Source organism: Massilia psychrophila (assembly GCF_002760665.1).
Classification (GTDB): Bacteria; Pseudomonadota; Gammaproteobacteria; order Burkholderiales; family Burkholderiaceae_D; genus JAFCUW01.
In genome coordinates this window covers 27,664-47,430 of the sequence record NZ_PDOB01000010.1, presented here as the reverse complement: position 1 = coordinate 47,430, position 19,767 = coordinate 27,664, and the positions used below count along the sequence as shown (strand labels likewise).

General features: G+C 62.1%; 18 protein-coding genes. 8 read left to right on the top strand and 10 right to left on the bottom strand.

Translation table 11 applies throughout. The annotated features are described in order from the left end of the window. Positions 1 to 7: 7 nt before the first annotated feature. Entirely contained in the window at positions 8 to 1,228 is a 1,221-nt protein-coding gene (locus CR103_RS08465; protein WP_099915550.1) for a DUF2863 family protein, read from the bottom strand. A 43-nt stretch (positions 1,229 to 1,271) separates the two neighbouring features. After that, entirely contained in the window at positions 1,272 to 2,066 is a 795-nt protein-coding gene (locus tag CR103_RS08460; protein ID WP_099915549.1) for a class II aldolase/adducin family protein, read from the bottom strand. A 158-nt stretch (positions 2,067 to 2,224) separates the two neighbouring features. Between CR103_RS08460 and CR103_RS08455 the strand changes: the two genes are divergently transcribed. The 6 genes from CR103_RS08455 to CR103_RS08430 all read left to right on the top strand — a co-directional run bounded on the left by CR103_RS08455 (position 2,225) and on the right by CR103_RS08430 (position 8,269). Then, entirely contained in the window at positions 2,225 to 3,715 is a 1,491-nt protein-coding gene (locus CR103_RS08455) for a DUF4331 domain-containing protein (RefSeq protein ID WP_099915548.1), read from the top strand. 45 nt (positions 3,716 to 3,760) lie between these two features. Further along, a complete protein-coding gene (locus CR103_RS08450) occupies positions 3,761 to 4,039 on the top strand; it encodes a hypothetical protein (RefSeq protein WP_099915547.1) in 279 nt (92 codons plus the stop codon). Between the two features lie 79 nt (positions 4,040 to 4,118). Then, positions 4,119 to 5,321: a tetratricopeptide repeat protein gene (locus tag CR103_RS08445; RefSeq protein WP_099915546.1), complete on the top strand. Its 1,203-nt coding sequence runs from the start codon at positions 4,119 to 4,121 to the stop codon at positions 5,319 to 5,321. Further along, entirely contained in the window at positions 5,318 to 6,469 is a 1,152-nt protein-coding gene (locus CR103_RS08440; protein ID WP_099915545.1) for a HupE/UreJ family protein, read from the top strand. Before CR103_RS08445 ends, CR103_RS08440 begins: the two co-directional genes overlap by 4 nt. Before the next feature lie 33 nt (positions 6,470 to 6,502). Further along, complete coding sequence (locus tag CR103_RS08435; protein WP_099915544.1) at positions 6,503 to 6,907, top strand: DoxX family protein; 405 nt, start codon at positions 6,503 to 6,505, stop codon at positions 6,905 to 6,907. Positions 6,908 to 6,976: 69 nt separating this feature from the next. After that, on the top strand, positions 6,977 to 8,269 hold the full coding sequence (locus tag CR103_RS08430) for an NCS2 family permease (RefSeq protein ID WP_180279336.1): 1,293 nt from the start codon (positions 6,977 to 6,979) through the stop codon (positions 8,267 to 8,269). A 26-nt stretch (positions 8,270 to 8,295) separates the two neighbouring features. Here the strand turns inward: CR103_RS08430 and CR103_RS08425 are convergent, their stop codons facing one another. Next, positions 8,296 to 8,673, bottom strand: coding sequence for a DoxX family protein (locus CR103_RS08425; RefSeq protein ID WP_099915542.1), 378 nt, complete (start codon positions 8,671 to 8,673; stop codon positions 8,296 to 8,298). Between the two features lie 85 nt (positions 8,674 to 8,758). Next, positions 8,759 to 9,076: a thioredoxin family protein gene (locus CR103_RS08420; RefSeq protein ID WP_099915625.1), complete on the bottom strand. Its 318-nt coding sequence runs from the start codon at positions 9,074 to 9,076 to the stop codon at positions 8,759 to 8,761. Between the two features lie 201 nt (positions 9,077 to 9,277). Here CR103_RS08420 and CR103_RS08415 point away from each other — a divergent pair, with 201 nt between their 5' ends. Further along, positions 9,278 to 9,676, top strand: coding sequence for a YgiW/YdeI family stress tolerance OB fold protein (locus CR103_RS08415; RefSeq protein ID WP_229442928.1), 399 nt, complete (start codon positions 9,278 to 9,280; stop codon positions 9,674 to 9,676). A gap of 53 nt (positions 9,677 to 9,729) precedes the next feature. Here CR103_RS08415 and CR103_RS08410 read toward each other — a convergent pair whose 3' ends face one another. From CR103_RS08410 to mtoX, 3 genes are read right to left on the bottom strand one after another with little or no spacing between them, the layout of a single operon-like run. Continuing rightward, a complete protein-coding gene (locus CR103_RS08410) occupies positions 9,730 to 10,230 on the bottom strand; it encodes an MgtC/SapB family protein (RefSeq protein ID WP_099915541.1) in 501 nt (166 codons plus the stop codon). Positions 10,231 to 10,274: 44 nt separating this feature from the next. After that, entirely contained in the window at positions 10,275 to 10,955 is a 681-nt protein-coding gene (locus CR103_RS08405) for an SCO family protein (RefSeq protein ID WP_099915540.1), read from the bottom strand. A 4-nt stretch (positions 10,956 to 10,959) separates the two neighbouring features. Beyond that, positions 10,960 to 12,282: a methanethiol oxidase gene (mtoX, locus tag CR103_RS08400; RefSeq protein WP_099915539.1), complete on the bottom strand. Its 1,323-nt coding sequence runs from the start codon at positions 12,280 to 12,282 to the stop codon at positions 10,960 to 10,962. 533 nt (positions 12,283 to 12,815) lie between these two features. On the opposite strand from mtoX, the gene CR103_RS08395 reads away from it, so the two are divergent. Continuing rightward, complete coding sequence (locus tag CR103_RS08395) at positions 12,816 to 13,577, top strand: type 1 glutamine amidotransferase domain-containing protein (protein WP_099915538.1); 762 nt, start codon at positions 12,816 to 12,818, stop codon at positions 13,575 to 13,577. An 85-nt stretch (positions 13,578 to 13,662) separates the two neighbouring features. Here CR103_RS08395 and CR103_RS08390 read toward each other — a convergent pair whose 3' ends face one another. Genes CR103_RS08390 through CR103_RS08380 form a run of 3 tightly spaced genes read right to left on the bottom strand, consistent with a single transcriptional unit; the run spans position 13,663 to position 19,690 of the window. Then, positions 13,663 to 16,854 (bottom strand): CusA/CzcA family heavy metal efflux RND transporter, encoded by a 3,192-nt coding sequence (locus CR103_RS08390; protein ID WP_099915537.1) that lies wholly within the window; start codon positions 16,852 to 16,854, stop codon positions 13,663 to 13,665. A 14-nt stretch (positions 16,855 to 16,868) separates the two neighbouring features. Next, on the bottom strand, positions 16,869 to 18,377 hold the full coding sequence (locus tag CR103_RS08385) for an efflux RND transporter periplasmic adaptor subunit (protein ID WP_099915536.1): 1,509 nt from the start codon (positions 18,375 to 18,377) through the stop codon (positions 16,869 to 16,871). Beyond that, positions 18,374 to 19,690 carry a TolC family protein gene (locus tag CR103_RS08380; RefSeq protein WP_099915535.1) on the bottom strand — a complete coding sequence of 439 codons (1,317 nt, stop codon included), beginning with the start codon at positions 19,688 to 19,690 and terminating at the stop codon, positions 18,374 to 18,376. The genes CR103_RS08385 and CR103_RS08380 overlap by 4 nt, the downstream gene beginning before the upstream one ends. Positions 19,691 to 19,767 lie beyond the last annotated feature (77 nt).

The window sequence follows — 19,767 nt, the reverse complement described above, 5'->3', positions numbered from 1 at the left end:
CACCGCGTCACTGCGGGCTGTACGGCAGCACCTCTTGCGGCTGGCCGTCCCGACCGAAGCGCAGCGCCACCGATAGGGCGTGGATGCCGATGGTGGCGAGGGCGTCGCAGATGTCGTCGACTTCGGTCTGCAGGTCCGCCGCCAGGTCGAACGGCATTTCGCGCGAAGCGATGGGCACCGGGTTGCCGGCGCGGTACAACGCCACCCGCAGCACCATCTGGTCGTCGACATCGGCCGGCGCGACGATGGCGCTGACCTCGGCGGCATCGAGTCCGTTGTCGACCAGCGCCGCGTTAATGCCGGACATCATCGCCAGCATCGCCATCTCGGCCATGCCCTGCGCCTTGGCGCCGTAAAACAAGTCCTGGTAAAGGAAGTTGAGCCTGAGCGCCGCCGCTGGCGGCGCAAGGCAAGTTTGCAGCAGCGGCGCCGCTTGCTGCGCCCAATTGCGATAGCGTTCGAGCCGCGCGGCAAAAAAGGCATCGGCTTCCTCCTCGTCTTCCGGCACGGCGTAGAACGGATCGTCGGCGCGCTTGCGCGCGAAGCCGAGCAGGAAGCGCAGTTCCATCGCCTCGTCGAGCGGCTCGAAACCGCCGCCTTCCCAGCCTTTGATACTGGCCGCCAGCGCCGGCGTGTCGACCAGCTTTTTCTCGCTCATGGTGGCGGCCACTTCGCGCAGCATGTCATTGAGTTGGCTGTAACTGATGCTGTCGATTTCCTGCAGGTCGTAGGCGTGGCTGATCAGCACCACCTTGGCGTCGGGGCTTTCCAGCCCGGCCTGCTGGAAGCTGACGCGCAAAAATTCGAAGGCGGCGGTATCCTGGAACGTGTCCGCCAGCACCAGGCCGCCGGTGCTATGGATAAACACCGGCACCAGGAAGGCCACCATTTCCTCGGTCGGCTTACCGTCGCGCCGGATCATCATCGTCGCGCCGGCCTCTTCGACATGGGCGCGCAGGTATTGCCAGGCACTGATATCGGTGTACTTGGCGTGTTCGATGGCGCTGTACAACACCTCGTCGTTCTTCTTGCGCAGCGCGTTGCGCACCAGCCGCGCCAGCTCGTCCTCCTTCAGGCGTAGGGCGGCGGCGTCGACGACGGTACTTTCGTCAACTTCTCCTTCGACGATATCGAGCGCGAGGTCGGCCAGGGCCTGCGCCATCACATCGGCATCTTCTTCCTGCGCGAGGGCGGATTTACGGGGAACCGGCGGCTTGTTTTTTGGCATGGTGTTATTTGGTGAGAGGGTCAATGACGCCATGGTAACAAAATCAACTGCGGTAGGACGGGTCTTTTCGCTCCAGGCGGCGCAGCAGCGCCGGCCAGGCCAGCATGCCGCCTTGCGCGCGGGTGACGTCGCGCGCCTGCTGGCGAGCCCTGGCGACAATAGCGTCGGGGATGTGCACCAGCTCGCCGCCGCCGGACTGGGCCCGAATCTGGATTGCGCACGCCGATTCGAACAGGTACATCTGCAGGAAGGCGTCAGGAATGCTCCTGGCCACGGTCAGCAGGCCGTGATTGCGCAGCATCAGGTAGCGCTTCGCCCCAAGGTCGGCCACCAGGCGCGGCTTTTCGTCGTCGTTCAGCGCCACCCCCTCGTAGTCGTGGTAACCGAGGCTGGCGAGGATGAAAATCGATTGCTGCGACAGCGGCAGCAGGCCTTCTTTCTGGGCCGACACCGCCACTCCGTTGAGGCTGTGCACGTGCAGCACACAGGCGGCATCGTGGCGGGCAGCGTGCAGAGCCGAATGGATGGTGAAGCCGGCCGGGTTGACCGGGAACGGCGAATCGCCCTGCTTGTTGCCATCGGTATCGATGCGCACCAGCGACGAGGCGGTGATTTCGTCGAACATGAGGCCGTAGGGATTGATCAGGAATTGGTCTTGCCCCGGGTCCTGCCCTGCCTGCCCAGTCGGCAGCCGCGCCGAAATATGGGTGAACACCAGGTCGCTCCAGCCGAATTCGGCCACCAGCCGGTAGCAGGCGGCAAGATCGACGCGCAGCTGCCATTCCTCGGCGGACACTTTGCCTTGGAGCGGCGCTATTCCCAGTTCATTTTGCTGCATTTATGTCTCCTGTTCAACAACGGAACAACATTTTAGTCACATCTCGTTACAACTATCAATATTGCCTGCTATCCGTGCGCTAACTAACACAGGATCTCTGGCTGACTTGCTATAAATAGCGTCTTGAACAACCATTTTAACGACACAGGATCCTTATCATGAATAATTTGAAACGCAACTGCCTGGCAGCCATGATATCCGGTTTGGTACTGGGCGGCGTGTTTGCCCCGGCCCAGGCATCGAGCCACCGCGAGGCGCCGTTTTTGACCAACGCGCCCAAAGTCGACGGTACCGACTTTTTCATGTTCCGCAGCTATGCTCCGGACCGCGGAGGCTACGTGACGATGATCGCCGACTTTATCCCGTTCCAGGATCCGCAGGGCGGCCCGCACTTCTACCAGTTCGACCAGAACGCGCTCTACGAAATCCACGTCGACAACGACGGCGACGCCAAGGAAGACGTGTCGTTCCAGTTCCGCTTCAAAAATACCTCGAAAAAGACGGCATTAACCATCGGCGGCAAGTCGGTGCTGATCCCGTTGATCAACTCGTCGACGATTTCCGGCGTCAACCCGGCTTCCCTGAACGTGCGTGAAACCTTCACCATCGACATGGTCAAGGGCGACCGCCGCGGCGGCACCCGCACCCGCCTGGCGGCCACCGGCGGCGCTACCGAATTCGACAAGCCGGTCGACAACATCGGCGACAAGGTCTTCGGCGGCGCCAGCGGCTATGAAACCTACGCCAACAAGCATCTGTACGACATCGCGCTGGGCGCATGCGGCACCGGCCGCGTGTTCGTCGGCCAGCGCAAGGAGCCGTTCTACATCGCCGTCGGCAAGATCTTCGACCTGTTCAACCTGAACCCGCTCGGCGCGGAAGAGGGCGGCAACAAGAACAACCTGGAAGGCAAGAACATCAGCTCGATCGCCATCGAAGTGCCGATCGCCTGCGTGACCAATGGCAAGGAGCCAGTCATCGGCGGCTACGCCACCGCCAGCATGCGCCAGGGCCGCCTGCTCAACCCTTTCCCGGGCACCAGCATCAACAACGCCGTCAAGGAAGGCGGCGGATGGAGCCAGGTATCGCGCGTCGGCATGCCTTTGGTGAACGAAGTGATCATCGGCCTGGACGACAAGGACAAGTTTAATACCTCCAAGCCGAGAAATGACGGTCAGTTCATCGACTACGTCACCAATCCGGCGCTGCCGGCCGTTGTCGAAACGCTGTTCCCGGCGGCCAAGGCGCCGACCAACTTCCCGCGCAACGACCTGGTTACCGTGTTCCTCAAAGGCCTGCCAGGCGTAAACCAGCCTGCCAACGTCGTAGCCTCCGAAATGCTGCGCCTGAATACGTCGATCGAACCGACCGCGGCCGGCGCGCAGAACGCGCTGGGCGTGGCCGGCGGCGACAATGCCGGCTTCCCGAACGGGCGCCGCCCTGCCGACGACGTCGTCGACGTCTCGCTGCGCGTGGCCATGGGCGCCCTGTGCGCGCTCACTGGCAACACCGACACGCTGAAGGTGGGCTGCAAGCCTTCGGACGCACCGGCCGGCGCCCTGCCGCTGACCGACGGCGTACGCAAGAGCGCTGCCGACTTCCAGGGCGTGTTCCCCTACCTGAACACCCCACTGCCGGGCAATAACTAAGCAATCACGAAGTACCACCAGGCAAACCCCAGTCAAGGAGATTTCATGAAGCCATTTAATTTTATCGTCGGAAGGGCGCAGGCTGCCATCGCCGTGGCGCTGCTGGCCGGCGCCGGCCTGTCCGGCTGCGGCAGCAGCAACGACGACGACCACGGCAACAACGGCGGCGGCGGCTCGCCGTCGACGCCGGCGCCGGTGACCGATGTGTTCTTCAGCACGGTATCGAGCTTCATCTCGGCCTCGTCCGAGAGCACTGAAGACAGTGCGATCGACGTCTTCGTTACCACCTCGCCGGAAAACACCGAGCCTGAACCGCTCGGCTAGTCAAGCGCATCAGCCAGCTGGAACCTTGCTTGCATGACGTGGGCGCGGTTCCAGCTTTTTCATTTTTCACTAGGGTTCCATGAACGTTGTCTCCCGCTTGTATTTGAACACCCTGCGCGCTCTGGCGCTGATGCTGGCCCTGGCCGGCGCCTGCCATGCCACACCCTATATTCCGGCCGACGGCAGGCAAGTGGTCGAACGCCTGCCCAGCCGCGCCAATCCGGTCCAGCGCGAACTGCAGCAGCTGCGCGCCGAACTGAGCAAAAATCCGAACGACGTTACCCGCGCCACCGCCCTGGCGCAGCGCTATATCGAGCAAGCCCGCCTCGAGGGCGACCCGCGTTACCTTGGCTATGCGCAAGCGGCGCTGGCGCCGTGGTGGACGCTGCCGCAACCAAACGAGCAGGTACTGGTGCTGCGCGCCACGCTGCGCCAGGGCACCCACCAGTTCGCCGAAGCGCTGGCCGACCTCGACACCGTGCTGGCCCGCGACAGCGGCAACGTCCAGGCCCGGCTGACCCGCGCTACCGTGCAGATGGTCACCGGCGACTACGCCGGCGCCAGGGCCAGCTGCATGCGCCTGTACTCGCGCGCACCGCAGCTGATCGTCCAGACCTGCCTGTCGAACATCGGCAGCGTCAACGGCGACGCCAGGGCCAGCTTCGACAAGCTCAAAACGGCGCTCGACCAGCATCCCGACGCCACTCCTGAAGTGCGCACCTGGGTCCAGACCCTGCTGGCGGAAATGGCCGCGCGTCTCGGTGACGACGCCAACGCCGACGCGCTGTTCAAACAGGCGATGGCCGGCGTTGACCCCGACAGCTACCTGCTGGGCGCCTATAGCGACTTCCTGCTCGACCGCGGCCGCGCCGTCGAGGTGACCAGGCTGCTCAAGGACAAAACCCGCATCGACGCACTGCTGCTGCGCTACGCCATCGCGCTCAAGGCGCTGCGCTCGGACGACGCTGCGATTCAGGCTGACTCGCTGCGGCTGCGTTTCGACGCGGCCATGCTGCGTGGCGATACTGTCCACCAGCGCGAACAGGCGCGCTTTGAGCTGGCGCTGCGGGGCGATTCGAAAACCGCGGTCAGGCTGGCGATGTTGAACTGGACGGTGCAGAAGGAACCGGCCGACTTGCGCATCCTGGTCGAGACAGCCGCCGCCAGTGGCGACGCCGGCGCCGCGCGCACCGCGCTCGACTGGATCGCAAAAACCCGCATCGAAGACCGCACCATCGCGCCAACCGTAGAAAAACTGCGCGCCATGAAAGCGCCGGCATGATACCGCGTTGGCGGGCAGCGGGCCTGGGTTTGCTGCTGGCGCTGTTCACGGCGCAGGCAAGCGCGCACAAGCCGAGCGACAGCTACCTGACGCTGAAAGTCGCCGGCCAGCAGGTCGACGGCCAGTGGGACATCGCGCTGCGCGACCTCGACATGGCGATCGGCCTCGATGCCGACGGCAACGGCGAATTGACGTGGGACGAGGTGCGCGCCCGGCACCCGGATATCGCCGCCTACGCGCTGTCGCGGCTGGCGCTGGGCGTACCGGCTGGCGGGGGTAAAGCTGAACCGTGTCCGCTGGCCGTCACAAGCCACCTGCTGGACGATCACAGCGACGGTGCCTACGCCGTCCTGAAACTGCGGGCGACCTGCCCGAACGCGGTTAATACACTCGACATCGATTACAAGCTGCTGTTCGATATCGACCCGCAGCACAAGGGTCTGCTGCGCCTCGAGCACGGCGCCCTGACCTCCACCGCCATCTTCGCGCCCGACAGCGCGCGGCAACTGCTGCGGGTGGCCGACGCCTCGCGCTGGCGCCAGTTTTTCGACTACGTCAAACACGGCGTCTGGCACATCTGGATCGGTTTCGATCACATCCTGTTCCTGCTGTCGCTGCTGCTGCCGGCGGTGCTGATACGCCGCGAAGGCCGCTGGCAGGCGCGCGCCACGTTGCGCGCCTCGAGCATCGAGGTGCTCAAGATCGTCACCGCCTTCACGCTGGCCCATTCGATCACGCTGACCCTGGCCACGCTCGGCGTCGTCGCGCTGCCGTCGCGCGTCGTCGAATCGGCCATCGCCCTGTCGGTCGCCGTCGCGGCGCTCAACAACCTGTGGCCGGTGATCACCAGGCGCCTCGCGCTGCTGGCGTTTGCTTTCGGCCTGCTCCACGGCTTCGGTTTTGCCAGCGTGCTGCTCGACCTGGGTTTGCCGCAATCGTCGCTGCTGCTTTCGCTGGTGGGTTTTAACGTCGGCGTCGAACTGGGCCAGCTGGCGATCGTCGCCGCCTTCCTGCCGCTCGCCTTCCTGGCGCGCGCGACGGCGTTTTACCGCAAGGCGGTGCTGGTGGGCGGCTCCAGCCTGATCGTCGCGATCGCCCTGGTCTGGCTGTCCGAACGCGCGCTGGACCTGAAGATCATCACGGCATGATGGCGTCATGAACCGGCGCATCACGCCTGCATCATGAACCCGCGGGCAGCGGGCCGCGCGCTGCTGGCCGCCTTGTTCATCGTCGGCGGCGCCCTGCACTTCATCCTGCCGGATGCCTACGCCGGCGTGATGCCCCAATGGCTCGGCTATCACGCGCAACTGGTCGCCATCAGCGGCGCCTGCGAAATGGCCGGCGGCCTTGCCGTGCTGCTGCCGCCGCTGCGCCGCGCCGCCGGCCTCGGCCTGATCCTGCTGTCGATCGCCGTGCTGCCGGCCAATCTGCAGATGCTCCTCGATGGCTTGCATGACGCTCGCCCAGGCTGGCAGATCGCCTTGCTGACGCTGCGCCTGCCGTTGCAGCTGGCCCTGGTATGGTGGATCTGGCGCGTGACGAAGCGTCACCCGGGGGTCGGTTCCCTCCATCCGGAACGGCACTAGCAAGCGAACCCGCAACGCCGCGGCGTTATACTGTCCAGTATCGACTTCGTCCAGGAGAATCCTGTGTCACTGGAAACCTTTTTCAAGCTTAAGGAAAACGGCAGCGACGTGCGCACCGAGGTGGTGGCCGGCGTCACCACCTTCCTGACAATGGCTTACATCATCTTCGTCAACCCGACCATCCTCGGCGACGCCGGCATGCCCAAGGATGCGGTGTTCGTCGCCACCTGCCTGGCCGCCGCCCTCGGCACCGCGATCATGGCGCTGTACGCCAACTATCCGATCGGCATGGCGCCGGGCATGGGCCTGAACGCCTACTTCGCCTACGCCGTGGTGATCGGCATGGGGGTGCCGTGGCAAACCGCGCTGGGCGCCGTGTTCATCTCGGGCTGCCTGTTCGTGCTGGTCAGCGTGCTGGGCCTGCGCGAAATGATCGTCGACGGCATTCCGACTTCGCTGCGCACGGCCATCACGGTGGGACTGGGCCTGTTCCTGGCGCTGATCGCGCTCCGAAGCGCCGGCCTGGTCGTTGCCAGCCCCGCCACCCTCGTTACCGCCGGCGACCTGCACCAGCCTCCGGCGCTGATGGCGATTGCCGGCTTCCTGCTGATCGTCACCCTCGACCGCTTGAAAGTGAAAGGCGCGATCCTGGTCGGCATCGTCGCCGTCACCGTCCTCAGCTTCTTTTTTGGCGGTAACAAGTTTGTCGGCCTGGTGTCGCTGCCGCCGTCGATCGCGCCGACCTTGCTGCAACTGGACGTGCCGGGTGCGCTGTCGATGGGGGTGCTGAACGTGGTACTGGTGTTTTTCCTGGTTGAACTGTTCGACGCTACCGGCACCCTGATGGGCGTGGCCAAACGCGCCGGCCTGCTGGTCGAAGGCAAGATGAAGCGGCTGAACCGTGCACTGCTGGCCGACAGCGTGGCCATCGTCGCCGGCTCGGCGCTCGGCACCTCGAGCACCACCGCCTATATCGAAAGCGCGGCCGGGGTGCAGGCCGGCGGACGCACCGGGCTCTGCGCGCTGGTGGTCGCGCTGCTGTTTTTGGCCTGCCTGTTCATCGCGCCACTGGCCGGCGTGGTGCCGGCTTATGCCACCGCGCCGGCGCTGCTGTTTGTCGCCTGCCTGATGCTCAAGGAACTGGGCGAGATCGACTGGCTCGATACCACCGAGAGCGTGCCGGCGGCGATCACCGCGCTGGTCATCCCGTTCACCTATTCGATCGCGCAGGGCATTGCCTTCGGCTTCATCACCTATGCGGTGCTCAAGCTGACCACCGGGCGGGTCCGCGAAGTCAAGCCGGTGGTCTGGATCATCGCAGCGGTGTTCGTGCTCCGTTTCGCCTACCTGGGCAACGGCTGACCGGTGGTTGCCCAGGCCAGCGCTCCTCAGTGGCCGCCCGGCTTGTCGATGCCCGGCGCGCCAGCGCCGTGACGCACCACCATGAGCAAGCCGCCGGCAATCGCCAGGTTCTTCATGAAGCTGATCATTTGCATCTGGTCGCCCGGCTGGAAGTGAAAGATCAGCCCCGACAGCAGCGTGAAGCCGGCCAGCGCCAGCGCCGCCCATCTGGCCTGAAAGCCCAACAGCAGCGCCAGGGCGCCACCGATTTCGGTAAGGATCACCAGCGGCAGCAGCGCCCCGGGTACGCCCATCTTCTCCATGTAGGCCTGGGTGCCGGCGTAAGCGCTGATCTTGCCGATCCCCGAGATGAGGAAAATTTGCGACATCAGGATGCGTGCAGCAAGGTTCAGGAAGCTGTCCATGGTTCTCTCCTGCGACGGTGGTTCGCCCAAGCATAGCTGATTTGCCATGCTTGCGCTTACGCCAACGCAGTTGTCTGCACCTTCTCTACAGCGCCGCCTGCAGCGCCGCCAGCACCTCGCCACTGTCGCCCGGCCGCACCACGCGCGCCAGTTCCCTGCCGTCCTTTAAAACGATCACGGTAGGCCACAACTTGACGCGGAACGAGCGCCCCAGCGGCCGGCCGGGACCATCCTCGACCTTGACATGCCGCACCGCCGGTTGCCCAGCCAGCGCGGCTTCGATCGCCGGCGCGGCGGCCTTGCAGAAGCCGCACCAGTCGGTGCCAAAGTCGAGCGCGACGATGCCGGCCGATGCGTCGATGGCGGTGCGTTCGGGCTGGTTGGCCTGGTAGTCTGTGCTCATCAATCGTCCCCTCGTTGGCAAGCCCTGAGCCTACCTGAAAATGCCGCGGCGCGGCGGGGCAGTATTCCGTATCTTGATTTGATGTTCGCAACTTTTCCGATTGAATTTGGTCTTATGAAGTGATCGACCGCTCCTTTTTCTGCAAATACCTTGCCAGGATTGGCGATACTTTTACCAGCGTTAGGCAAAAAGGAGAATGACATGATGAAAGCCGCCGCTTTGGCGCTCACTGCCCTGCTTGGCGTCTCAGGCAGCGCCCTGGCTCAGTACACCGGCCCCAGCGATGGCAAAAAAGTCATCCCGGGATCGGCAAAAAAAGTTCCCCGAAACGTTGCACCAACGACTGTCCGCGCGTTGACGGCATCTGGAAAGGATGATACCGAAGTCAGCCTGCAAGGGCGCATCGTCCGTCACATAGGCGGCGACCATTATCGTTTTACCGACGGCACGGGCGAAATCGATCTCGACATCGACACCGAACAATGGCCAGCAAATACGCCGATCGACGATAAAGCCGAACTCCGTATCACGGGCGAGTACAACAAGGGATTGATCCGCGATCCCAAGGTGGAAGTGGCTCGTATCGATAAGCTGCAGTAAGCTTGCTGAAGGCGTGCTCATCGCTGGCGGCGCGCGCGTGGCCGACCGCCTCTTTATTGCCGGGGCCCGGGTTCGCTGTCTTGCTGAGTACTGCCAGCGGTTTTGAACCGCAGCAGCGACAGGATGCCCAACGCAAACAGGGCGCTGAGGACCGCCGTACCCTCGCGCCCCATGCCGGCTGCCACGCCGACGGCGGCAGTAAGCCAGACGCCCGCCGCTGTCGTCAGGCCAGTGATCTGCTTTTCGTCTTGCAATTTCAAGATGGCGCCGGCGCACAGGAATCCGATGCCAGCCGTCACGCCCTGCAGCACGCGCGAAATGCCGTCGAGCTGCATGCCTGCCTGTAAAGGGATTAGCACGAACAACGCCGAGCCCAGGGCGACGAGCATGTGCGTGCGCAACCCGGCCGATGCGCCTGCCGACTCTCTTTCGTAACCGAGAATAGCGCCCAGCACGACCGCGACCAGCATGCGCACGCACACCACGGTGATGGAACCGACATCGCTCAGGTCGGAAAATTCTTTGGCAATGGTTTGCCACACCTGTGACCACATCGCGCTTTCTCCGTATCCATATCAGCCGGGCAGGCCGGTGCGGCTCATTTTCGCCGCGCCGGACGCTCGAGCAACAGCGTCCTGATGTCGTTTTCCAGCACCTGTTGGTGCAGAAACGACGGCGAGTAGATTTCGCGCACGCTGCCGCCGCGGTCCAACAGGTAGACCTTCAGCATGTGGGCCAGCGTCGGCACGCGCGCGTTCAAGTCCTGCTGCGCGGCTACCGACACATCCTGGCCGAAACCGTCCAGCATTGGTGCCAGTTGCCTGGTCGATGCGGTGGTGAGGAAATGCCAGCGCAGGCCGCTCGTGTCGCGCGCATCCGCGCCGCCATAGCTGCGCATCGCCTGCGGCGTATCGAAGCGCGGATCGAAGCTCATGCTGACGAAACGCACCTTGCCGATCAAAGCGGGATCCTGCTCGATGCGCTTCTTAAGTTTATGCAAGGTTTCGTACGCCAGCGGACAGCCCTTGGCGTCGGTGCAATACGTATAAATGAAGGAAAACAGCGTGACTTTACCGGTCGAAAACTCTGACAGGCGGTGAACGCTGCCATCGCTGTCGAGCACCTCGCCGTCGGGCGCACGCATGATGTGCTCGAGCTTGTAGGTAGCCGGCGCCGGCGGCACGAAACCGAGCGGTGCGGTGGTGCCGGCCGCCGGCGACAGTGACGGTGCGGCCCCGGCGAGCGCCACCAGGCATGCCGCGCGCAGGACGTTTTTCATGCGGCTACTTCGGTGCCAGCGCCATGGCCGTGCCCGGCTTTGCCGCGCCGAGCTTCATGTGGTGGGCGCGGCCAAGCTTGAGCTGGTAGAAATCGGCCGTAAAGGTTTCCTTGAGCTCCTTGCCGTCCCACGCAAACAGCTTGACGAACTGCTCGTCGTCGACGCCCTTCTTGTCCCATTTGGCCAGCAGCGAGGAACTGACGTAGGCCCGCTTGCCATCCCAGCTTTGCGACACCATGTTGACCTGCGAACCGGTGCGCTTGGCATAGGTCTGCTTCGGCGCTTCCGGGTTGCGCAGGTCGAAATAGCGCGTCGTGCCGTCCATGAAGGTATTGACCCACAAGCCCTTGCCGTCGGCCGTGATCGAGATGTCGACCGGCAGCGGTATCTTGGCCGGGTCGCCGATCTGCGCCACCGACTTTGCCTGCCATTCGCCCTTGGCGTCCTTCTTTACCAGCCATAGCATCGAGGTCAGCGCACTGGTGGTAATGGCCCAGTCGTCGCCCTCCTTGAGCGACCAGCGGATTTCGAGCGGCGCGCCGGGCACGTTCAACACTTTTTCCGGCTGCATCGACTTCAAGTTCCATATCACCATGCTGGTGCCGAAGCGCTGCATCGCCGGCTTGTCCTTCATCAACTGGCCGAGGTCCATCATGTAGTTATTGCGTCCAGTGAAGCTCGACGTCAGCATCGCGTTCCTGGCTGGATTGATGGCGATGTCGTAGCCGTAGCCGTCGCCACCCTGATCGGTCGGCATGTCGTACTTGCTGATGAAGTCGCCCTTGTTGCTGTACACCGCCATGCCGGTCTTGCCGCCGTTATCCTTGCTGTTCGACAGCGCGCCGATCAGCATGCGGCCCGGCAGCGCATAGAAGGTGTGCGGGCCGACCAATCCGGCGCGCGGGGCAAAATCGGTGATGGTCTTGACCAGCTTGGGCTTGGCCGGATTGGTCGACACGTCGAACACGTGAATCTTGCTGTCGTCGAGGCCGCCGGCCCACAGGAATCGGCGGTCGTCCGTAAAGCCCATGTGATGCGCTTCGCCGCGCCCGCCCACCGCAACCTGGGCTAGCACCTCGCCGAACCCCTTTGACGTCGGATTGACGTCGAGCGTGACGAGCTTATCAAAGCCGTCGCCCATGCCCGGCACGCCGAGCGTCCACACATATAAAAAATCTTCCTGGCCCTTGATCAGGTTCGACATGTAGGGCGAGTTGCAGGTTTCGTCGGCCAGCACCAAAGCGGGGCACACACCGGCGCCAATGGCAACGAAAGCAAACACGGCCGTCCGTGGCACGAAAGCCCGGCTGAATGTATCGAAACGCATGCTGATCTCCGGTGAGCCCGGCGCCGGCGCAAAGACCGTGCCGAATCTGATGGATGGCGACGTCAGCCTGTTTCGGCGAACGCTTCACGTCGGTGGCGACAACGTCAGTACATCCCCGAATGTACGCTGTTTTTTCGTTTTGTTTGCATATTAACAATGATTTTATAGTGTTGGATTGATCTGGCTCAATCCAATCGCATAAAATTAACCCGTGTGATCCGTGCTTTTTTCGCCGAACAGGCGATGCCAGTCCTGCACCTCGGACATCATCAGTTCGACCAGTCCGGCCAGGCGCTTCGATTGTTCCTGCGCCACGACAAAGGCTGTGCCAGTTGGTCCGGTGCGCGTTGCGCAAGGTGACGACCAATACCAGCCGCATCAACAGCTCGGCCAGCAGGCGTAACCATACGGAAATGCCAAAAAAACAATAATAGGAAAGATAGCTTGTTGGCGATTTATTTTGCCGGCTAGTCGCCGGGGAACTAAAGGGTATCGGGGCAACTCTGTAAACTACGAGGTAAATGGAGGACACGATGAGCGCACCCAAACAACTTGCCGGTAAGCGCATTGCGGTGTTGGCAGCCGATGGTTTCGAAAAAGCCGAACTGGCCGCGCCTGTCGCGGCGCTCAGGGAAGCGGGCGCGGACGTCGTCATCGTCGGCCTGCATGCGGGCAGGATCCGCGGCATGGACGTGCAGCAGGCGGCCGAACTGGTGGCGGTCGACCTTGAAATGAGCCAGGCGCGCGCGCCCGACTTCGACGGCCTGCTCATCCCTGGCGGCTACATCAGTCCCGACCTGCTGCGCCAGAGCGCCCAGGCGCGCGACCTGGTGCGCCACATGGACGCGCTCGGCAAACCGATCGCCGTACTGTCCCAGGCGCCCCTGCTGCTGGCGTCGAGCGGCCTGGTCACCAACCGCACGCTCACTTCATGGCCGGGGGTGCGCGACGACATGGTCAATGCCGGGGCGATCTGGCTCAACGAGGAAGTCGTGCGCGACCTGAACTGGCTTTCGAGCCGGAGCGCCGAAGACGTGCCGGCCTTGGTCCGCGCAATGATCCCGTTTTTCGAAGGCCAGTCCGAAGCCGGCGCGACGGTTCGCCGGGCGCAGTCCGACCCGCAACGCCAGGAGCCGTCGGAGACGCCCGGCCAGCCGCTGCGCTGGCTGGCGACGCCGTCGGTTGGCGCCATGCTGAGCCTGGCGTTGCTGGGGATCGGCGTGGTGGCGTCGAACCGGGTACGGCGCCAGAAGCAGGCGATGCCAGCCGAGCCGGAACCGCCGCCAGCGCAATAGAACAGCGCGGGTCTTATCGCCTGCAGGCCAGGTGCTGACCTGCAACCAGGATCGACCATGAAGCCCTTGGGGGCGCCGACACCGACTAAGCGACAACTTCATCTTTGATCTGGGCTAAAAAATCATTTTTATCGCTGTCTTTGCCGTGTGCCAGCCGGTACAGAAGCGGCAGGACAAGCAGCGTCAATATGGTCGACGAAATGATGCCACCGATTACGACCGTCGCCAGCGGCCGCTGAACTTCCGCCCCGGTGCCGGTTGCAATCGCCATCGGAATGAAGCCAAGCGAAGCGACCAGCGCCGTCATCAGAACCGGCCGAAGGCGGGTAAGCGCCCCCGTATTGATGGCCTCGTCAAGTCCCATGCCTTCTTCGCGCAGCGTGCGAATAAATGACAGCATGACCAATCCGTTCAACACCGCCACGCCCGACAGCGCAATGAAACCTACCGCCGCCGAAATGGACATCGGAATATCACGCAACCAAAGCGCGAAAATGCCGCCGGTCAGGGCAAATGGAATCCCGGTGAAGACCAGCAGGCCATCCTTGACGTTATTGAACATCACAAAAAGCAGCATGAACACCAGAAACAATGCAAGCGGCACCACGACCTGCAGGCGCTGCGTCGCCGACTGTAACTGCTCGAAGGTTCCGCCCCAACTGGTCCAGTATCCAGGTGGGATCTTTATCTCCTTCAATATCAGGCGCTCGGCTTCGGCAACAAACGTGCCGATGTCGCGGCCGCGCACGTTGGCGCTGACAACGATGCGGCGCTTGCCATTTTCCCTGCTGATCTGGTTTGGACCAGGCGCAAAGTCCAGCGTGGCCACTTCAGCGAGCGGAATGTAGCTTATTGCGCCAGGTGTCCCATTGGCACCAGACAAGGTCGGGCTGCTCAGCGGGATCGGCAAGCGCTTGAGCGCCTCCAGGTCGCTGCGCAATTGCTCTGGCAGGCGGACGATAATGTCGAATCGGCGGTCGCCTTCAAACATCGTGCCAGCGCTACGGCCACCGGTTGCGATCGCGATTGTCTCCTGTACGTCGCCAATGTTCAGACCGTACCTGGTGGTCTTTTTCCGGTCGATGTTGACCGTGAGCATGGGAAGACCGGTGGTCTGCTCGACTTTTACTTCGGCGGCGCCAGGTACCCGTCCGAGCGTAGCCGCCACCTTGGCCGCAGTGTCATTGAGCACATCCATATCGTCGCCAAAAATCTTGACGGCGACATCGCTACGCACGCCCGAGATGAGTTCGTTAAAGCGCAACTGGATTGGCTGCGAGAACTCATAATTATTACCGGGGTACTTGGCGGCTTCCGCCTGCACGGCCGAGAGCAGCTCGTCACGCGTTTTCTTGGGCGATGGCCACTGCGATTGCGGCTTGAGCATCACGTAGCCATCTGAAATGTTCGGAGGCATGGGATCGGACGCGATCTCTGCAGTACCCGTGCGGGCAAAAACCCGTTCGATTTCCGGAAACTTCGCCTTGAGTCCGCTTTCAAGTTGTTTTTGCATGTCGAGCGATTGGGTCAGGCTGGTGCCGGGTATGCGCAAAGCCTGGATGGCGAAGTCTCCCTCATTTAAGCTGGGGACGAACTCGCTCCCCATGCGGGTTGCCAGCGCGCCGGACAGCACCACGAGCACAATGGCGATGGTCACTACAACCGCCTTGTTGAGCATCACCTTTGCCAGCATTGGCTTGTACATGCGCTTGGCAAATTCCATCAAGCGGTTTTCTTTCTCAGCAACACGCTCGCCAATGAACAGCACAACGGCGGCCGGAATAAACGTCATCGACAAGATCATCGCCCCCACCAGTGCCGCGACAACTGTAAAAGCCATCGGATGGAACATCTTTCCCTCGACGCCGGTCAGCGCGAAGATCGGGATGTAGACGATCATGATGATCAGCTGCCCGAATAACAGCGGCCGGCGCGCCTCCTTTGCAGCTGCGAACACTTCATGAAACCGCTCGGTGCGGGTCAACGGACGTTTGTGGTGTGCCTGGGCATGAGCCAGACGTCGAACACAGTTTTCGACGATCACCACCGCGCCGTCGATGATGATGCCAAAATCAAGCGCCCCAAGGCTCATCAGGTTGGCACTGACCTTGTACGTCACCATGCCAGTGAACGTGAACAGCATCGACAAGGGAATGACCATCGCGCAGATCAGGGCCGCCCGGATATTGCCGAGGAACAGAAACAAAACGGCAATGACCAGCACGGCGCCTTCCAGAAGGTTTTTCTTGACTGTGCTGATCGCCTTGTCAACCAGGACCGTCCGGTCGTAGACAGTGTATGCCTTCACTCCCGTTGGCAAGGTGCGGTTAATTTCCACCATCTTCTTGTCCACCGCCTGCGACACGACACGGCTGTTCTGTCCGATCAACATGAAGACGGTGCCCAGCACAACTTCTTGCCCGTTATCGGTCGCGGCACCGGTACGCAATTCACGCCCGACGTCCACCTCGGCCACATCGCGCATGCGAATTGGCACGCTTTGCACATTGCTCAGAATGACGTTCCGGATATCTTCGACCGTGCGGACCTGGCCAGGAACCCGGATCAAGAATTGTTCTCCGCGCTTTTCGATATGGCCGGCACCGACATTGCTATTGTTGCGCTCTAGCGCGACGACAACATCCTGCAAGGTGAGGTTGTAGGAAGCCAGTTTGGCGGGATTTGGCGTGACGTGATACTCCTTCGCATACCCGCCGATCGAGTTGATCTCGGTTACCCCAATGACGTTGCGTAATTGCGGCTTGATAATCCAGTCCTGAATCTCGCGCAAATCGGTCGGCGTGTAGGGCGTGCCGTCAGCCTTTCTCGCGCCCGGCAACGACTCGACGGTCCAAAGGTAGATTTCGCCCAAGCCTGTTGAAATCGGGCCCATCATGGGGCTTACTCCAGCAGGCAGGCGCTCTTTCGCCTCCTGGATCCGCTGGTTGACCAGTTGGCGGGCAAAATAGATATCGGTGCCGTCCTTGAAGACGACGGTAATTTGCGACAAGCCGTAGCGCGACAGCGAACGCGTCTGTTCGAGATTCGGCAGGCCGGCCATCACAGTCTCGATCGGAAACGTGACGCGCTGCTCCACCTCCAGGGGAGAATAGCCGGACGCCGACGTATTGATCTGCACTTGCACGTTGGTGATGTCGGGGACCGCATCAATCGGCAGCTTCTGGTAGCTGAAGATGCCGATAGCCGTCATCGCCACGACAGCGAGCATGACCAGCCAGCGCTGTTCTATGGAAAAGCGAATGATTCGTTCAAACATATGATCTCTCCCGCTTAATGTGCGTGCTCGGCGCTGCCCTTGCCTTGCTCCGCCTTGACGACGAAACTGCCGCTGGCCGCGTATGCGGTGCCTGTTTTGATCCCGCTGACAATTTCGGTGTACTTCCCGTCGCTGCGGCCGGTCGTGACGGTCTGACCGACAAACCCGCCATCCATCTTGATAAATACTGTCGGGCTGTCCTTCACCGTCTGGATTGCGTCGGAAAGCACGGCAACCGGTGCGTTGCGTTCATCGGACGTAAGCTCGACGTCCACAAACAGCCCCGGGCGCCAGGCAAGGCTGGGATTGGCCAGCGTGACGCGCGCCTTTGCGGTGCGCGTTTGCTCGCCGATGAGCGATCCCACGTACGACACCGTGCCGGTTGAGACCGATCCCATGGAGGTCGCCCTGACAGTCGCTGTTCCCCCGACGCGCACAATCCCCAAATCCTTGGCGGGGACGATAATTTCAGCCCACACGGAAGACAGGTCAGAAATCATGAACACGTTCGAATCTTCCTTGACCGCTTCGCCCAGGGCAATGTGTTTCTCGACGATGGCCCCATCGAATGGTGCGCGTAATTCGTACCGGTTCAGTGCACCCGCTGTTGCCGTCGATGCGCCAATGGCGGCCAGCTTCTGGCGCGCATTCTGGGTCGCGATCTCGGCTTCCCTGAATACCTGCTGCGCCTGAAGGTAATCCTGCTCGGCAGTGATTTTTTCCTGCCAGAGCTTCTTTTCTCTTTCGTAAGTCACTTGCGCCAGAGCCTGTTTCTTTTGAGCAGAAAGTAATTCACTACGCATCTCCGATATCGCAGTACTTGCAATGACGGCGAGGATTTGGCCCTTCTTGACCTGCTGTCCCAGATTAGCCGCCACGCTCTCGACGACGCCGGCCAGGCGCGGCACGACGTGCGCGGTGCGGTCTTCATTGAAGCGGATCTCGCCCGCAAGCTGGAACGCGCTGCGAATACGCGCTGGCGCAGCGGTCTCGATCTTGATGCCGGCAGTGTTTGCCTGGGCGTCGCTGAGCTCGACTTTGCCTTCCTTGCTTTCGATGTCGAACTTGACGACATCGGTGCCTCGCTTCACGACGAACGCGGCTTCGAACACATGGGGCTCGGCAATTACCTTTGAGGTAAGCAGGCTGTCGCCCTTGACCACAAAGATATAGTCTTGAACTTCGCCCTGGAGACGTTTGACTTGTTCAGTCGCCGTGAAGCCCGACGTGGGTAGCGGCTTGCCATTTTCGTAGGCCCATAACTGGTGTCTGGCTTCGCCGTCTTGCTCCGCAAGCAGTACTTCCACACTCAAGCTGCCCTGGGTAACCAAGCGTCCACCGTGCGGCCCTTTTTTTGGTGCGTCGCCATGTTCTGACGCTTCACCGCGCGCGGCGCCGCCAGCTTCGCCCACTGCATCCGGCTTTTTCCCCGACAACAGGATGACGGCGAGAAGCGCCGCGCCAACAGCCAACACGATGGCGATCGCGATGCGCGTCTTTTTGTCCAGGGTTGAAGTTTTCATTGTGTTTCCTTGTTATTGGGCTGGGGTGACGTCAGGCTGCCGTGCAGCTCGACGTTCCCGACGATGCGCTCGATGTCAGCGGCGGCGCGGTGGGATTCGGCCAGGGCCCGGACGTACTGGGTTTTTGCCTGAAACAGGGTGCGCTGGGCGTCCAGCACATCGAGAAAGCCGAACTTTCCGAGCTCGAACCCCTTCGTTCCTGCCTCGTATGCACTTTGGGCGCCTGGAAGAATTTCATTGCGCAAGATGTCCAGTTCAGAGCGCGCCCCGTTAAGGCGCAACGACGCTTGCACCAGTTCCACAGACAGTTTGTTTTGTACGGCCAGCAGTTCGTCCCTTGCCTTATCCGTACGACGCAACGCGCTAAGCACATTTCCCTGGTTTCGATCAAACAAGGGAAAGGGAACCGCCAGGCCGACGACAGTCTGCCGGATCCCGATCTGCTCGTCGCGCTTGCTTCCGAGACTGATGGTCAGGTCGGGGAAGCGGCGGCTGCGTTCAACTTCGGCCGTGGCCGCCTGACGCTCGACTTCGCTGCGGGCCCGGGCAATTTGTGGGGCGGCAGGAAGATGTAAAAGCAGTTCCGCTGTGGTTAGATGAGCGCCGACCGGCACCGCAGGGGTCTCCACCATACCTTCAATTGGCGTCAAACTCCCCCAGGTTGCGGCCAGGCGGCGCTTCGCCAACGCCAGATCGTTGCCAGCCTGGCTCAACTCGATCTTTGTACTCGCTTCGGCGACCCTTGCACGGGTTTCCTCGACCGGCGAAATTTTTCCGGCGGTAACGCGCCTCGATGCGGCGCCAGTGACTTTTTGGGATAATTCCTGTGACGCCTGGGCGAGCAGTAAGCGCTCCTGAGCGGTCAATACGTCGAAGAACGCGGTAACGACATCGGCGCGCAGCACGCTGCGGTAACTGGCCAGATCTGCCGATGCGACGTCGCGCTCGCGCTCAGCCAATGTTATCCGGGCTCCGCGTTTGCCACCCAATTCGATCGCCTGATTGATCTGCACGGTCGTCGTGCGGGCGTCCTTTTTTATTCCTTCCGAAAGGTAGGAAAGCTGCGGATTGGGAACGAGGCCGGCCTGCATGCGCTGCCCCGCCGCAATGTCAAGATCGCGACCAGCCGCCCGCAGGCCTGGATTTGACTGGAACGCCCGGCGTATCGACGCTTCCAGCGTAAGAGCAGACGAGGCAAACAGCGGCCCGTCGGCGCTAGGTGTTGCGGGAATCGGGACTGGCGCCTGGGCGGCTGCCGACAATGGCTGCGCGCACAGCAACGCCAGCCCGATAGGGAAAAGTAGTGATCGCATTGAATTCTCCAGTGTGAAAATGGGAAGAATTCGGCGTCGACAAGCCTACGCGTGAACGTATTGGAAACCTGGATCAG

Excerpts from the sequence above, each read along its gene's own strand:
- CR103_RS08415 (WP_229442928.1), top strand. The coding sequence starts at position 9,278 with ATGATGAAAGCCGCCGCTTTGGCGCTCACTGCCCTGCTTGGCGTCTCA.
- CR103_RS08460 (WP_099915549.1), bottom strand. The coding sequence starts at position 2,066 with ATGCAGCAAAATGAACTGGGAATAGCGCCGCTCCAAGGCAAAGTGTCC.
- CR103_RS08380 (WP_099915535.1), bottom strand. The coding sequence starts at position 19,690 with ATGCGATCACTACTTTTCCCTATCGGGCTGGCGTTGCTGTGCGCGCAG.
- CR103_RS08395 (WP_099915538.1), top strand. The coding sequence starts at position 12,816 with ATGAGCGCACCCAAACAACTTGCCGGTAAGCGCATTGCGGTGTTGGCA.
- CR103_RS08390 (WP_099915537.1), bottom strand. The coding sequence starts at position 16,854 with ATGTTTGAACGAATCATTCGCTTTTCCATAGAACAGCGCTGGCTGGTC.
- CR103_RS08450 (WP_099915547.1), top strand. The coding sequence starts at position 3,761 with ATGAAGCCATTTAATTTTATCGTCGGAAGGGCGCAGGCTGCCATCGCC.
- CR103_RS08425 (WP_099915542.1), bottom strand. The coding sequence starts at position 8,673 with ATGGACAGCTTCCTGAACCTTGCTGCACGCATCCTGATGTCGCAAATT.
- CR103_RS08405 (WP_099915540.1), bottom strand. The coding sequence starts at position 10,955 with ATGAAAAACGTCCTGCGCGCGGCATGCCTGGTGGCGCTCGCCGGGGCC.
- mtoX (WP_099915539.1), bottom strand. The coding sequence starts at position 12,282 with ATGCGTTTCGATACATTCAGCCGGGCTTTCGTGCCACGGACGGCCGTG.
- CR103_RS08420 (WP_099915625.1), bottom strand. The coding sequence starts at position 9,076 with ATGAGCACAGACTACCAGGCCAACCAGCCCGAACGCACCGCCATCGAC.
- CR103_RS08440 (WP_099915545.1), top strand. The coding sequence starts at position 5,318 with ATGATACCGCGTTGGCGGGCAGCGGGCCTGGGTTTGCTGCTGGCGCTG.
- CR103_RS08465 (WP_099915550.1), bottom strand. The coding sequence starts at position 1,228 with ATGCCAAAAAACAAGCCGCCGGTTCCCCGTAAATCCGCCCTCGCGCAG.
- CR103_RS08455 (WP_099915548.1), top strand. The coding sequence starts at position 2,225 with ATGAATAATTTGAAACGCAACTGCCTGGCAGCCATGATATCCGGTTTG.
- CR103_RS08445 (WP_099915546.1), top strand. The coding sequence starts at position 4,119 with ATGAACGTTGTCTCCCGCTTGTATTTGAACACCCTGCGCGCTCTGGCG.
- CR103_RS08410 (WP_099915541.1), bottom strand. The coding sequence starts at position 10,230 with ATGTGGTCACAGGTGTGGCAAACCATTGCCAAAGAATTTTCCGACCTG.
- CR103_RS08385 (WP_099915536.1), bottom strand. The coding sequence starts at position 18,377 with ATGAAAACTTCAACCCTGGACAAAAAGACGCGCATCGCGATCGCCATC.
- CR103_RS08435 (WP_099915544.1), top strand. The coding sequence starts at position 6,503 with ATGAACCCGCGGGCAGCGGGCCGCGCGCTGCTGGCCGCCTTGTTCATC.